Annotated in this window: 12 protein-coding genes; 7 read left to right on the plus strand and 5 right to left on the minus strand. The window is 72.0% G+C overall.

Annotated features, from left to right (window positions below; genetic code table 11):
* Nucleotides 1-26: 26 nt before the first annotated feature.
* Both ACF089_RS17540 and ACF089_RS17545 read right to left on the minus strand, forming a co-directional pair.
* Nucleotides 27-2,750 (minus strand): SpoIIE family protein phosphatase, encoded by a 2,724-nt coding sequence (locus ACF089_RS17540; RefSeq protein WP_392027013.1) that lies wholly within the window; start codon nucleotides 2,748-2,750, stop codon nucleotides 27-29.
* Nucleotides 2,751-2,880: 130 nt separating this feature from the next.
* The gene (locus tag ACF089_RS17545) at nucleotides 2,881-4,638 is read right to left on the minus strand and encodes an FAD-dependent oxidoreductase (RefSeq protein ID WP_392027015.1); all 1,758 of its coding nucleotides are present in this window, start codon (nucleotides 4,636-4,638) and stop codon (nucleotides 2,881-2,883) included.
* A 234-nt stretch (nucleotides 4,639-4,872) separates the two neighbouring features.
* Between ACF089_RS17545 and ACF089_RS17550 the strand changes: the two genes are divergently transcribed.
* The 7 genes from ACF089_RS17550 to ACF089_RS17580 are packed head-to-tail and all read left to right on the plus strand — an operon-like array spanning nucleotide 4,873 to nucleotide 10,194.
* On the plus strand, nucleotides 4,873-5,997 hold the full coding sequence (locus tag ACF089_RS17550; RefSeq protein ID WP_392027018.1) for a SchA/CurD-like domain-containing protein: 1,125 nt from the start codon (nucleotides 4,873-4,875) through the stop codon (nucleotides 5,995-5,997).
* Between the two features lie 54 nt (nucleotides 5,998-6,051).
* Nucleotides 6,052-6,498 (plus strand): cupin domain-containing protein, encoded by a 447-nt coding sequence (locus ACF089_RS17555; RefSeq protein WP_392027021.1) that lies wholly within the window; start codon nucleotides 6,052-6,054, stop codon nucleotides 6,496-6,498.
* Nucleotides 6,495-7,763 carry a beta-ketoacyl-[acyl-carrier-protein] synthase family protein gene (locus ACF089_RS17560; protein WP_392027023.1) on the plus strand — a complete coding sequence of 423 codons (1,269 nt, stop codon included), beginning with the start codon at nucleotides 6,495-6,497 and terminating at the stop codon, nucleotides 7,761-7,763. Before ACF089_RS17555 ends, ACF089_RS17560 begins: the two co-directional genes overlap by 4 nt.
* The gene (locus ACF089_RS17565; RefSeq protein WP_392027025.1) at nucleotides 7,760-9,091 is read left to right on the plus strand and encodes a ketosynthase chain-length factor; all 1,332 of its coding nucleotides are present in this window, start codon (nucleotides 7,760-7,762) and stop codon (nucleotides 9,089-9,091) included. The genes ACF089_RS17560 and ACF089_RS17565 overlap by 4 nt, the downstream gene beginning before the upstream one ends.
* Nucleotides 9,088-9,348 carry an acyl carrier protein gene (locus ACF089_RS17570; RefSeq protein ID WP_392027027.1) on the plus strand — a complete coding sequence of 87 codons (261 nt, stop codon included), beginning with the start codon at nucleotides 9,088-9,090 and terminating at the stop codon, nucleotides 9,346-9,348. Before ACF089_RS17565 ends, ACF089_RS17570 begins: the two co-directional genes overlap by 4 nt.
* Before the next feature lies 1 nt (nucleotide 9,349).
* Nucleotides 9,350-9,829 (plus strand): SRPBCC family protein, encoded by a 480-nt coding sequence (locus ACF089_RS17575; protein WP_392027030.1) that lies wholly within the window; start codon nucleotides 9,350-9,352, stop codon nucleotides 9,827-9,829.
* Between the two features lie 20 nt (nucleotides 9,830-9,849).
* Nucleotides 9,850-10,194: a TcmI family type II polyketide cyclase gene (locus tag ACF089_RS17580; protein ID WP_392027032.1), complete on the plus strand. Its 345-nt coding sequence runs from the start codon at nucleotides 9,850-9,852 to the stop codon at nucleotides 10,192-10,194.
* Between the two features lie 77 nt (nucleotides 10,195-10,271).
* On the opposite strand, the gene ACF089_RS17585 is transcribed toward ACF089_RS17580, so the two are convergent.
* The 3 genes from ACF089_RS17585 to ACF089_RS17595 form a co-directional block, all read right to left on the minus strand.
* Nucleotides 10,272-11,333: a methyltransferase gene (locus tag ACF089_RS17585; RefSeq protein ID WP_392027035.1), complete on the minus strand. Its 1,062-nt coding sequence runs from the start codon at nucleotides 11,331-11,333 to the stop codon at nucleotides 10,272-10,274.
* A 54-nt stretch (nucleotides 11,334-11,387) separates the two neighbouring features.
* Nucleotides 11,388-12,470, minus strand: coding sequence for a nitrous oxide reductase family maturation protein NosD (locus ACF089_RS17590; RefSeq protein ID WP_392027038.1), 1,083 nt, complete (start codon nucleotides 12,468-12,470; stop codon nucleotides 11,388-11,390).
* Between the two features lie 415 nt (nucleotides 12,471-12,885).
* Nucleotides 12,886-13,530, minus strand: a complete 645-nt coding sequence (locus tag ACF089_RS17595; RefSeq protein ID WP_392027040.1) for an LmbU family transcriptional regulator — start codon at nucleotides 13,528-13,530, stop codon at nucleotides 12,886-12,888.
* Nucleotides 13,531-13,649: the final 119 nt, after the last annotated feature.

Genomic DNA, 13,649 nt, shown 5'->3' on the forward strand with positions numbered 1-13,649 from the left:
GCCCGGCGGACCGCCGATCCACAGCGCTATCGGACCCCGTCCCCGGGCGCCGCCGCGCTCTCCGGCTCCGTCTCCTCCTCGGCGATCGGCTGCTCCGTCCAGATCACCTTCCCGTCCGGCGTGTACCTCGTCCCCCACCGGTCCGCGAACTGGGCCACCAGGAACAGCCCCCGGCCCCCCTCGTCGGTGCTCGCCGCCTGCCGGAGATGCGGCGAGGTGCTGCTGTGGTCCGACACCTCGCAGATCAGCGTCCGGTCGCGGATCAGCCGCACCCGGATGGGTCCGATCGCGTACCGGATCGCGTTGGTGACCAGCTCGCTCAGGATCAACTCCGTCGTGAACGCCTCTTCGCCGAGATCCCATTCGCCGAGCTTATGGGTGACCGCGTTCCGCACCTCGCCCACCGCCGAGGGATCCGACGGGACGTCCCACTCCGCCACCTCTCCCGAGTCCAGCATCCGGGTCCGCCCCACCAGCAGCACCACATCGTCCCGGGGACGCTCCGGCAGCAGCGCTCCCAGCACCGCCTCGCAGGTCTCGTCCGGGGTCCGCCCGGCATGCCCCTCCACGGTCTCCCGCAGCAGCGCCAGCCCCTCGTCCATGTCCCGGTCCCGGTCCTCGACCAGACCCTTCGTGAACAGCACCAGACTGCTGTTCTCGGGCAGCTCCAGCTCCAGCGTCTCGAACGGCAGCCCGCCCAGCCCCAGCGGCGGACCGCCGGGCACATCCGCGAAGAACGCCGTCCCGTCCGGGTGGAGCACCAGCGGCCGGTGGTGCCCCGCCCGCGCGACCGTGCAGCGGCCCGAGGCCGGATCGTAGATCGCGTACAGACAGGTCGCACCCGTGACCTGGACGTCCGGCCCGCTCGCCGACTCGTCCTGGTCCAGCCGGACCACCAGCTCGTCCAGATGCCACAGCAGCTCGTCCGGCGGCAGGTCCAGCGTGGAGAAGTTGTACACCGCCGTACGCAGCCGACCCATCGTCGCGGCGGCGTGCAGCCCGTGGCCCACCACATCGCCCACCACCAGCGCCACCCGCGCGCCCGGCAGCGGAATGATGTCGAACCAGTCCCCGCCCACCCCGCCGGCCCCGCCCAGCCCCGCCTGCGCCGGACGGTAGCGGTACGCCATGTCCAGCGCCGTCTGCTCCGGCAGCCCGCGCGGCAGCAGACTGCGCTGAAGGGTCACCGCCATGGTGTGCTCACGGTCGTAGCGGCGGGCGTTGTCGACGCTCACCGCCGCCCGCGCCACCAGCTCCTCGGAGAGCGAGCGGTCCTCCTCCTCGAACGCCTCCGACGTGCGCGAACGCCAGAACATCGCCACGCCCAGAATCGCCCCGCGCGCCCGCAGCGGCACCGCGATCATCGAGTGGAAACCCGCCTCGACCAGCTGCTCGGCCCGCTGGGGCGACTGCTGCTCCCACCCCGCGTACGCGCCGAGATCCCGCTCCAGGATCGCCTCGCCCTCGCTCAGCCCCGCGCCCATCCGGGTCGTCGGCAGATAGCGGATCGTCGTGCCCAGCCGGAAGTGCGCCGTCGTCTCGCCCAGACCGGCCGCCGCCACCCGCCGCATGTCCTCGCCCGCGCCCGTCGACACCGGCTCCTCGCCGCGCAGCACCCGCTCCACCAGATCGACGGTGGCGTAGTCGCAGAACCGGCCCACCGCGAACTCGGCCAGCTCCTCGCAGGTGCGCACCACGTCCAGCGTGGTCCCGATCTCCGTACCGGCGTCGTACAGCAGCTTCAGCCGCCCCTGCGCCACCTCCGCCCGGCCGCTGACGGCCTGAAGCTCCGTGGTGTCGCGGAAGGTCGCCACACTCCCCAGCAGACTGCCGTCCCGGCTCGCCGGACGCTGATTCACCGCCAGCAGCCGGTCGCCGACCTGGTGCACCTCGTCGGTCACCGTCCCGCCCGACGCCAGCAGCCGCGCGGTCTGCGGATCCAGCCCCAGCTCCGTGACCAGCCGGCCCTCCACCCGCACCGGAAGCTCCAGCAGCCGGCGCGCCTCGTCGTTCGCGAGCAGCAGCCGCCCGTCCTCCCCGACGATCAGCACCCCCTCGCGGACCGCGTGCAGCACCGCGTCATGGTGCTCGTACATCCGGGTCATCTCCTCCGGACCGAGCCCATGGGTCTGCCGCCGCAGCCGCCGGGTGACCAGGGCCGTCCCCCCGGTGGTCAGCAGCAGCACCACCGCGGCGGCCCCGAAGAGCAGCGGGAACTGGTCCTCCACCGCCCCGCTCACCCGCTCCACGGTGACCCCGGAGGACACCACCCCGATCACCGTGCCGCGCCGGTCGAAGACCGGCACCACCGCCTGGATCAGCGGGCCGAGATTGCTCGGCACCCGCTGGGTGATCACCTCGCCGTCGAGCGCGGGCCCGATGTCGCCGACGAACCGGCCGCCGATCTCGCTCGGCAGCGGGGAGGTGTACCGGATGCCGTCGGTGTTCATCACCACGATGAAGTCGACGTCGGCGTCCTTGCGGGCGTCCTCGGCGCTCGGCTGGAGGATCGCCGACGGATCGCGGCTGCGCAGCGCCGCGTCCATGCCCGGCGAGTCGGCGAAGGTCTGGGCCACCGCCGTCGACCGGTTGAGGGCCTCCCGCTCGCTGTCGGCGTGCGACTGGAGGACGAGCGCGACGATGCTCGCGCCGACGAGCAACAGCACGATCGCCACTTGGAGGAGAAAGACCTGCCCGGCGACAGTCCGCATGCGCAAGACCGAGCGTGGGCGACCGTAACGTTCGGCCATGTCTTCTTTGTACACCTCCCGTACCCGGCGGGCTATCCGCGCACGGTAGAACGCGGAGGTCACACACGTAACGCGTTTCCCCGAATCCCCCCGACGCGCGTGACCTCCCGGCTGCCCGCCCGACGGGGAATCAGTCCTGATGAGAGCCCGACGACCCCAGCCGCAGCACCTGCGCCAACGCCTCCGCGACCGCCTTCTCGCCGTCCAGCGCGCCGCCCGCCGACCGCCAGGCCACGAACCCGTCCGGCCGTACCAGCAGCGCGCCCTCCGCCGTCGTGCCGTGCGTCCCGGTCCAGTCGCACCCCTCCTCCGGGACCAGATCCGCCAGCGGCCCGTCCCCGATCGCGTACACGTCCAGCGGTACGGACAGCCGCGCCGCCGCCTTGTGCGCCGCGTCCCGCCAGACGGCCCCCTCCCCGCAGAGCAGGACGAGTGAACGCTCGTACAGATCGAGCGTCGACAGCCGCACCCCCTCCTTGCGCACCCACAGATGCGGCGCCCGGGTCCCCGGCTCCCCCGTCAGCGCCATCCGCTCCGGCACCACCGGACGCGCCGGATCGACGCCGATCACCGCACCGCGCGGATAGCCGTACCCCATCGCCACCGTCAGCACCCCGCCCTGCCGCCCGCCCGGCGTCACCGGAGCCGCGTACCCCGGATGGCTGTGCTCCGCCGAACGCGCCGACGCCCGCTCGCCCGTCGCCTTCGCCACCGGCTGCCGCTCCTCGCCGTAACTGTCCAGCAGCCCCGCGCCCGCCCAGCCCTTCAGCACCGCCGCCAGCTTCCAGGCCAGATTGTGCGCGTCCTGGATACCGGTGTTGGAGCCGAAAGCGCCGGTCGGCGACATCTCGTGGGCCGAGTCCCCGGCCAGGAACACCCGGCCCACCGAATACCGCCGCGCCACCCGCTCGGCGGCATGCCACGGAGCCTTCCCGGTGATCTCCACATCCAGGCCCGGAGCGCCCACCGCCGCCCGGATGTGATCCCGGCAGCGCTCGTCGGTGAAGTCCTCCAGCGTCTCGCCGCGCTCCGGACTCCACGGCGCGTGGAAGACCCAGCGCTCCCGGTTGTCCACCGGCAGCAGCGCCCCGTCCGCCCCCGGAGTCGTCAGATAGCAGACGATGAACCGCCGATCCCCCACGATCCCGATGAGCTGCCGCGAGGTGAACGTCAGGCTCACATTGTGGAACAGCTCGCCGCCCCCGCTCTGACCGATGCGCAACTGCTCGCGGACCGGGCTGCGCGGCCCGTCCGCCGCGACCAGATAGTCCGCGCGCACCGTCGTGTGCGCCCCCGAGCGCACATCCTTCACCAGCGCCGTCACCCCGGTGGCGTCCTGCTCGAAGGAGAGCAGCTCGGTCCCGAACCGCAGATCGGCCCCCTGCTCCCGGGACCGGGCCGCGAGGACCGGCTCGATGTCGTTCTGGCTGCACAGACACCAGGTCGACGGGCTGATCCGGGCCAGCCCGCCCCCCGGGTCGATCTCCCTGAACAGCCACTCCTGGTCGTCGCCCGTCAGCGAGCCGGCCTGCAGGATTCCATGGTTCTCGGCGAGGACGGCGGCCGCGTCGCGGATCTCCCGCTCCACCCCCGCCCCCCGGAACAGCTCCATCGAGCGGACGTTGATGCCCCGCCCGCGCGGATGGGTCGAGGTGCCCGAGTGCTTCTCGACCAGCAGATGCCCGATGCCGTGCCGGCTCAGGAACATCGAGGTGGACAGGCCCACCAGGGAGCCGCCCACGATCAGGATCGGCACGCGGACGTCCGCCGCCCCGCAGCCCCCGGCGGTCGCGGTCCGCACCGCGCCGTCGGGGGGCCCGGTGTCCCCGGGAGGCTCTGCGTGAGCGGCGGTCTCGGCGTGATTGGCGTTCTTGAGGGTCCCTTCCATGCAATCTGTGTGCCCGTCACGATCGCCCTTGCCCCGCCCATTCACTCGCATGGTGCCCATCTCTCGCGCCACACGTGGTACCGGACCACGATCGGTTCACGGGAGCGCCCCGGCCCAGGGGCGATCGCGCGCACCGCACGGCGGCCGACCACCGCCCGCGGCGGATACCGAACGACGACTGACGAGGGGCCATGTCCGTGGCGGCGGCGCGGTCGCGAAGGAGTGTGAACAGGGATGACCACCTTGTCGGAACGGATATCGCAGTCCGCCTTCGACGGCTCCAGACTGCGGGTCGTACTGCTGCTGGATCTCTACGACGGCGCCCAGAAGCAGTTCCTGGAGGCGTACGAGCACATGCGCAACCATGTCGCCTCCGTCCCCGGACACATCAGCGACCAGCTCTGCCAGTCCATCGAGAACCCCTCCCAGTGGCTGATCACCAGCGAATGGGAGAGCGCACCGCCCTTCCTCGCCTGGGTCAACAGCGAGGAGCACGTGGAGACGGTCCTCCCGCTGCACAGCTGCGTACGCGACACCCGCTCCCTGCGCTTCAGCGTGCTGCGCGAGACCGGGCAGGCGTTCAGCGCCACCCCCGAGCAGCAGCTCAAGGGCGGCCTCCAGGCCTCCCCCCGGGTCGGCGACGGAGTCGTGCGCCACGCCCTCACCTTCACCGTCAAGCCCGGCAGCGAGAAGGCCGTGGCCAAGATCCTCGCCGGCTACACCTCGCCGTCCGCGCGCGTGGACGACCAGACCCGGCTGCGCCGCACCTCCCTCTTCATGCAGGGCAACCGGGTGGTACGGGCCATCGAGGTCCAGGGCGAACTGATGGCGGCGCTGCGCCACGTCGCCCGGCAGCCCGAGGTACGGGCCGTCGAAGAGGCCATCAACCCCTATCTGGAGCAGGACCGGGACCTGGACGACCCCAACTCCGCCCGGCTCTTCTTCACCCGCGCCGCCCTCCCCGCGGTGCACCACGTGGCGGCCGAGGGCCCCTGGCCCGACGAGGCCAACCGGCACGCGCTGCTCTACCAGGCCAAGGAGGAGTGCGGCCTCGCCGTCGCCCGGCTGCTCGCCCGGCAGGACGAGGCGGCCGCCGAGGACCCGGCCAATCCCATCGTCGGCAGCACCGTCTTCCAGCGTGACGACATCGTCGTCCGGCTCATCGACGTCAACGGGCCCCTGGACGACCACCCGGCGCTCGCGCTCGGCGTCCGCGGCCACCGCAAGGCCGCCATCCTCGCCCGGCTGCTCGTCGACGGCGACGACGTGGCCCGGGGCACCGAGGACGACATCTCCCGCTTCGTCACGAACTCGGACATGCAACTGATCACCGACCGGCTCGCGGCGCCCGAGGCCTGACCCGCGCCCCACCGGTCCCCGCCGGGCCACCGAGGCCAACTGGAGGAAAGCAGAATGACCACGCACACCCCACGCATCGTGGACCTCAGCGAGACCAAGCCCAACACCCGGCGCGGAGGGGATCTGCGAGCCCTGCTCACCCCGACCGCCGTCGGCGCCACCAGCGGCTTCATGGGCCTGGCCATCATCCGGCCCGGCGAGCGCATCGGCGAGCACTACCACCCGTACTCCGAGGAGTTCGTCTATGTGGTCAGCGGACTCCTGGAAGTGGACCTCGACGGCGTCACCCACTCCATGCGGCCCGACCAGGGCCTGATGATCCCGCTGAACGTACGCCACCGGTTCCGCAACGTCGGCGACACCGAGGCCCGGATGGTCTTCCACCTCGGCCCGCTCGCCCCCCGCCCCGAACTCGGCCACGTCGACACCGAGGCCGCCGAGGCCGGTGACGGGACCGCCGCCCCCGGCGGCCCGCCGGAACGCTCGGGGGCGGTCTCGTGACCCGGCGGGTGGCGGTCACCGGGGTCGGCGTGGTCGCCCCCGGCGGCGTCGGCGCCCCGGCCTTCTGGGACCTGCTGGAGAACGGCCGCACGGCCACCCGGGGCATCACCCTCTTCAACCCCGAGGGATTCCGCTCCCGGATCGCCGCCGAGGTCGACTTCGACCCCGCCGAGCACGGCCTCGACGCCGAGGACGTCGCCCGCTCGGACCGCTACATCCAGTTCGCGCTGGCGGCCGCCCGGGAGGCGATACGCGACGCCGGGCTCGACCCCGGCGAGGAAGACCCCTGGCGGGTCGGAGTGTCCCTGGGCACCGCGGTCGGCGGCACCACCCGACTGGAGCACGACTATGTCGCCGTCTCCTCCGCCGGAACCCGCTGGGACGTGGACCACCGCCCCGCCGGTGCCCATCTCCACCGCGCCTTCTCCCCCTCCACCCTGGCCTCCGCCGTCGCCGAGCACATCGGCGCGCACGGACCCGTGCAGACCGTCTCCACCGGCTGCACCTCGGGACTCGACGCGGTCGGCTACGCCTTCCACGCCATCGAGGAGGGCCGCGCCGACATCTGCCTCGCCGGAGCCTCGGACTCGCCCATCTCCCCGATCACCGTGGCCTGCTTCGACGCCATCAAGGCCACCTCGCCCAACAACGACGACCCCGAGCACGCCTCCCGGCCGTTCGACGCCAACCGCGACGGATTCGTCATGGGCGAGGGCGGGGCGGTCCTCGTCCTGGAGGAGCTGGAGCACGCCCGCGCCCGCGGCGCGACCGTCCACTGCGAGATCAGCGGCTACGCCACCTTCGGCAACGCCTACCACATGACCGGACTCACCACCGAGGGCCACGAGATGGCCCGCGCCATCGACACCGCCCTGCGCCACGCCCGGATCGCCGGCGACGCCGTCGACTACGTCAACGCGCACGGCTCGGGCACCAAGCAGAACGACCGCCACGAGACGGCCGCCGTCAAGCGCTCCCTCGGCGCCCACGCCTACGACACGCCCATGAGCTCCATCAAATCCATGGTCGGCCACTCGCTGGGCGCCATCGGGGCGATAGAGCTGGTGGCCTGCGTGCTGGCCATGGACCGCCAGACGGTGCCCCCGACGGCCAACTACGAGACCCCCGATCCCGAGTGCGACCTGGACTACGTGCCGCGCACCGCCCGCTCGCGGAAGCTGCGCAATGTGCTCTCCGTCGGCAGCGGATTCGGCGGATTCCAGTCCGCGGTCGTCATGACCCGGCCCAGTGGGAGGCCACGATGAGCAGCACCCGAGCGGGCCGGAGCCGCGACCCGAGCCCCGACCGCCACCGCGACAGCGGCCCCCGGCGCACCGTCGTCACCGGGATCGGCGTCATCGCCCCCAACGGCATCGGCGCCGACGTCTTCTGGAAATCCACCCAGGAGGGCATCAGCGTCCTCGACCGGATCACCCGCGAGGGCTGCGAGAATCTGCCGCTGCGCGTCGGCGGCGAAGTGCGCGACCTGGAGCCGGACACCATGGTCGAGGAGCGCTTCCTCGTCCAGACCGACCGCTTCACCCACTTCGCCATGGCCGCCGCCGACCTCGCCCTCGCCGACGCCCGGCTCGGCCGCGCCGACTACGAGGGCTCGCCCTTCGGCGTCGGCGTGGTGACCGCCGCCGGATCCGGCGGCGGCGAGTTCGGCCAGCGCGAACTCCAGGCGCTGTGGGGCAAGAGCTCCCGCTTCGTCGGCCCGTACCAGTCCATCGCCTGGTTCTACGCCGCCAGCACCGGCCAGATCTCCATCCGCGGCGGCTTCAAGGGCCCCTGCGGAGTGGTGTGCAGCGACGAGGCCGGCGGCCTCGACGCCTTCGCCCACGCCGCCGGGGCGATCTGGCGCGGCACCGACGCGGTCGTCGTCGGCTCCGCCGAGGCCCCCCTCGCGCCCTACTCGGTCGTCTGCCAGCTCGGCTACGAGGACCTCAGCACCAGCGACGACCCCGCCCGCGCCTACCGGCCCTTCACCACCGAGGCCCGCGGCTTCGTGCCCGCCGAGGGCGGCGCGATGCTGGTGGTCGAGGAGGAGACGGCCGCGCTGCGCCGCGGCGCGCGGCCCCGCGCCCGGATCGCCGGGCACGCGGCCACCTTTACCGGTCCTTCCCGGTGGCAGGAGTCCCGGGAAGGACTGGCCAGGGCGATCCAGGGCGCGCTCCAGGACGCCCGGTGCGCGCCGGAGGAGATCGACGTGGTCTTCGCCGACGCGCTCGGGGTCCCGGAGGCCGACCGCGCCGAGGCCCTGGCGATCACCGACGCGCTCGGCGCGCACGGACGGCGGGTGCCGGTCACCGCCCCGAAGACCGGCATCGGACGGGCCTACTGCGGCGGACCGGTGCTCGATGTGGCCACGGCGGTCATGGCGATGGAGCACGGCGTCGTACCGCCCACGCCGAACGTCTTCGACGTCTGTCACGACATCGATGTCGTGACCGGCAAGGCGCGCCGGGCCCCGCTGCGCACGGCACTGGTGCTCAGCCGGGGCCTCATGGGGTCGAACGCGGCGCTCGTGCTGCGCAGCGCGGCCCCCGCGCCCCCGCCGCGGAACCCCACCCGACAAGGAGAAAGCGCATGACAGACGCAGTGACCCCGGAGGAACTGGCCGGCCTGATGCGGCAGAACGCCGGCATCGCCGTGGAGCCGGCCCAGCTGGCGGACCACCCCGACACCTCTTTCGAGGAGTACGGCCTGGACTCGCTGGGCCTGCTCGGCATCGTCGCCGCGCTGGAGAACCGGCACGGCGCGCCGATGCCGCAGGACGCGGAGAAGAGCCGCACCCCGAGGGAGTTCCTCGACCTCGTGAACAAGTCCCTGACCAAGAGCGGAGCCTGAAGTGCCCGGACACACCGAGAACGAGATCACCGTCAGAGCCCCCCTGGACGTCGTCTGGGACATCACCAACGACCTGGAGAACTGGCCCCAGCTCTTCAGCGAGTACGCCTCGGTCGAGGTTCTGGAGCGCAAGGGCGACACGACCACCTTCCGGCTGACCATGCACCCCGACGACAACGGCAAGGTGTGGAGCTGGGTCTCCGAGCGCACCCCCGACCGGGAGAGCCGTACGGTACGGGCGCGCCGGGTGGAGACCGGCCCGTTCCAGCACATGGACATCCACTGGGAGTTCTCCGAGGTCCCCGGCGGGACCCGGATGCACTGGCGGCAGGACTTCGCGATGAAGCCGGACGCGCCGGTCGACGACGACTGGATGACCGACAACATCAACCGCAACTCGAAGATCCAGATGGCGCTCATCCGGGACAAGATCGAGCAGCGGGACCGGGAGCGCCGCACGGCGGCTCCCGCCGCGGGCTGAGCGGGGGAGGCGGACCAGCGATGACCGAAGCCCCCTTTCCGCACCAGGCGCTGATCGTGGCCCGGATGACGCCGGACTCGGCCGACGGCATCGCCCGGCTGTTCGCCGCGTCCGACGAGGGCGAACTGCCGCATCTCGTCGGCGTCCGGCGGCGCAGCCTCTTCCAGTTCGGCGATGTGTATCTGCATCTGATCGAATCGGACCGGCCGCCGGGACCGGCGGTGGCGAAAGTGGTCGAGCACCCCGAGTTCCGGGATCTGAGCGACCGGCTGGACGCGTTCATCAGCCCGTACGACCCGGAGACCTGGCGGGGTCCCAAGGACGCGATGGCCCGCCGCTTCTACACCTGGGCGCCGCCGGGCTAGCACCGGCGCGCGACCGCGAGAACGCCCCGGGCCCCTCCGCCGAGGAGGGGCCCGGGGCGTCGGCGCGCCGGTCGCGCTCAGCCGGGGACGACGGCCTCGAAGGCGTGCAGATAGGCGTTGACCGGGCGGATGTCGACCGGCGGAAGGCCCGCCAGGGTCATCCGCTCGACCATGCTCTGCCGGGTGTGCTTGGCGCCGCCCACATTGAGCAGCAGCAGCAGGTCCATCGCGGTGGTGAACTTCATCGACGGGGTGTCGTCCACCAGGTTCTCGATCACGACGACCCGCGCGCCGGGGCGGGCCGCGGCGATCACATGGCCGAGGGTGGCCCGGGTGCTGTCGTCGTCCCACTCCAGAATGTTCTTGATGATGTAGAGGTCCGCCCGGACCGGGATCGCCCGCCGGCAGTCGCCGGGCTCGATCGTGACCCGCCCGGCCAGCGAGCCGCCCTCCAGCAGCCGGGGATCCGCCTTGACGACCACATCGGGCAGATCGAGCAGGGTGCCCCGCACCTCGGGGTGCTTCTCCAGCAGACCGGCGAGCACATGCCCCTGCCCGCCGCCGATGTCGGCGACCGAGGAGACCCCGGTGAGGTCGAGCAGCTCGGCCACCTCCAGCGCGGACTGCTTGCTGGAGGTGGTCATGGCCCGGTTGAAGATCTGGGCCGACTCGGCGGCGTCCTGGTGCAGATACTCGAAGAAGCCCTTCCCGAACAGCTCCTGGAAGACCGGGGTCCCGCCGGGGCGGACCGCGTCGTCCAGCCGGGGCCAGGCGGCCCAGGTCCAGGGCTCGGTGCACCACAGGGCGATGTCGCGCAGGCTCTGCGGATCGTCCGAGCGGAGCATCCGGGACATCTCGGTGTGGCCGAAGGTCCCGTCCGGGCGCTCCTCGAAGAGACCGTGGCAGGACAGGGCGCGCAGCAGCCGCCGCAGCGGCCCCGGCTCGGCGCCGACGGCGGCGGCGAGCTTCTCCGCGCTCGCCGGCACATCGCCGAGCGCGTCGGCGACCCCGAGCCGCGCCGCGGCCCGTACGGCGGCGGCGCAGGCCGCCCCGAAGACGATTTCGCGCAGTCGCATGCCCGGGGGAGGGGCGGCGTCGGCGGGGGCGGTCTGGACCGGTCGGGTACTGAGGGTGGTCATACGTTGCTCGCATCCTTGGGACGGGTGGGGGAGCGCGGGGCGGGCGGCTGGGGATCAGCACAGTCCGGCGGGCTCGGACGAGGCGCAGGCGTTGCCGGTGAACCGGTTGCCCGCGCCGCCGCCTCGGTGGACCAGATCGGCGGTGGCGTTGCCCTCGATCCGGTTGTTCTCGACGACGTTGTCGGTGTTGGACGCGCCCACCAGCGACTCGAACAGCACGACGCCCCCGGACATGGGGGCGGAGCCCACGTTGTCGCGGATCGTGTTGGAGCGGACGACGGTGGCCTCGGAGCCGGTGAGGACGATGCCGGAGCCCTGGATCACGGGGAGCCGCGCGGTCGCGGGGCAGAGCCTGTTGTTCTTCTCGATCGTGTTGGAGCGGATGGTCATCGCCCCGGCGGCGGGCTTGGACTCGTCGCCCACGACGAACATCCCGGCGCAGTTCTCGGCGAGCCGGTTGTCCCGGACGGTGAGGTTTCTGACCCGCCGTACGGTCAGCCCGATACGGTTCCCGGTCGCCGTGTTGCCGGCGATCAGCGCCCCGCCCTGGTCGGTGGCCCCGCCCTCGGCGTCGACGGCGTTGGCGAGGAAGATGCCCGCGTCGCCGTTGCCCCGGACGGTGTTCTCGCGGAACGAGGCCCGCGTCGAGCGCTGCTGGGCGATCCCCCAGACGCCGTTGTCCTCCGCGGTCACCTGCCGCACCGAGAGCCGGTCGGTGCGGGAGGCCCACAGTCCGTGCTGCTTGAAGCCGCGCACGGTCAGCGAGCGGACGGCGACCCGGTCGGCGTCCGCCTTCTCGGTGCCGGTCACACAGATGCCGTGGCCGGCCCGCGCGCAGCTGTTGGCGGCGAGGGACCGGACCGGGGCGGGGACCAGCACGGTGTCGGGTCCCGACCCGCGCAGGGTCAGATTCGCCGTGGTGATCAGGACGCTCTCGCGGTAGGTGCCGGCGCGGACGACGACCGTGTCCCCGGGCTTCGCGGCGTCGACCGCCGCCTGGATCGACTCCCCGGGGCGTACGGTGTGACGCGCCGGGCCCTCGGCCGCCGGCGCGGCGCCGACGCCCGACACCACGGCGGCGAGCACGCCCAGCAGGCATCCGATCTGTCTTCTCTGGTGCTTTTGTCGTTGTGCCATGAGGCGAAGCTATGGGCGTTCCTGAGGGCTCGCCACATGGAGTAGCCGGATGGATGGGCCGTGCGCCGATCGTGCGACCCGGCGGGGGCGGGCGGCCGGACGCCGGCCGTATTCGCTCTTTCGTCCCGGGCCGCTCCGGTCGTGGTTCTCCGCGATATGCGGAAGCCGGGCACGAGGGCGGCCGCCGCGCATACCGATTCGATATTCGGCGGAGTGTGGACTGCGCAGTGCGGAGTGTCGAGCGGGGAGTGGGAAGCGGAGGAGACGGAGATCGTGAGCGGCGGGAAATGCGCGCCGGACCGAAGAATCAACCCGCTCAAGTATTTCCGCGCCGAAGAATCCGGGTGATCCCTGATCCCTGATCCCTGATCCCCGACGCCCGATCCCTGCTGCCCGATCGATGGCCCCGGGGGTTTCAGACAGCTCGGTCGAGCACCGTGGACATCCACTCCATCAGGCTCTGATTGCTCTTGTGCGCCGCCTCTTCCCAGCACTTCAGCCGGTCCTTGTCCAGCCGCAGATTCAGCTGGATCTCCGGATTCGCGTCCGGTATCTCGTCCGGGGCGGTGCTCGCCCTGATCTGCTTCCGCAGCTCGTTCCGCGACCAGCCCAGCCGCACCGCGAAGTCCAGCCAGTGCTCCTGGTCGTCCGCCGAGAGCGCCGCGACCTCCATGTGGTGCTGGAAGGTCAGCGCGTCCCGTCGGCGTGACGGCTCGAACTTCCGGGCCACCCAGGCGTAGTTGCGCAGCGTCTGATAGTCGAGCGAGGTCTCCTTCATGGCGTGTTTGTACCGGTCGTGGTACTGCTCCTGGCCGAAGACGAGCCAGTCGCCGATCCACCACGCGGAGGAGTCCGCCACCGAGACGATCTGATCCCCGATTCGGCACCAGACGTCGAGCGGAAGATCGTCGGGGAGGGTGAGGCGGGTCCGCTCGGCCACCGCGCCGACGGGTGTGCAGCAGGAGCCGGGCTGGTCGAGCGGGCGGCTCTCGCGCGGGAACGCGGAACGCCCGGTGAGCGCGAGGCCGGTCGAGTTCCTTACCGGAAGGTCGGCGCGCATAAGTGATTCCTCTCGGTCCAGGTGCGGATCTGCCTCTTCTCAGCATGAGATGACCGATGCGTATCACCTCTGTCCGGAGGCGTCGACCGGACAGAACGTAACACGCCCGATGGATGATA

Origin of the sequence: Streptomyces sp. NPDC014894, assembly GCF_043080985.1 — a bacterium.
Classification (GTDB): domain Bacteria; phylum Actinomycetota; class Actinomycetes; order Streptomycetales; family Streptomycetaceae; genus Streptomyces.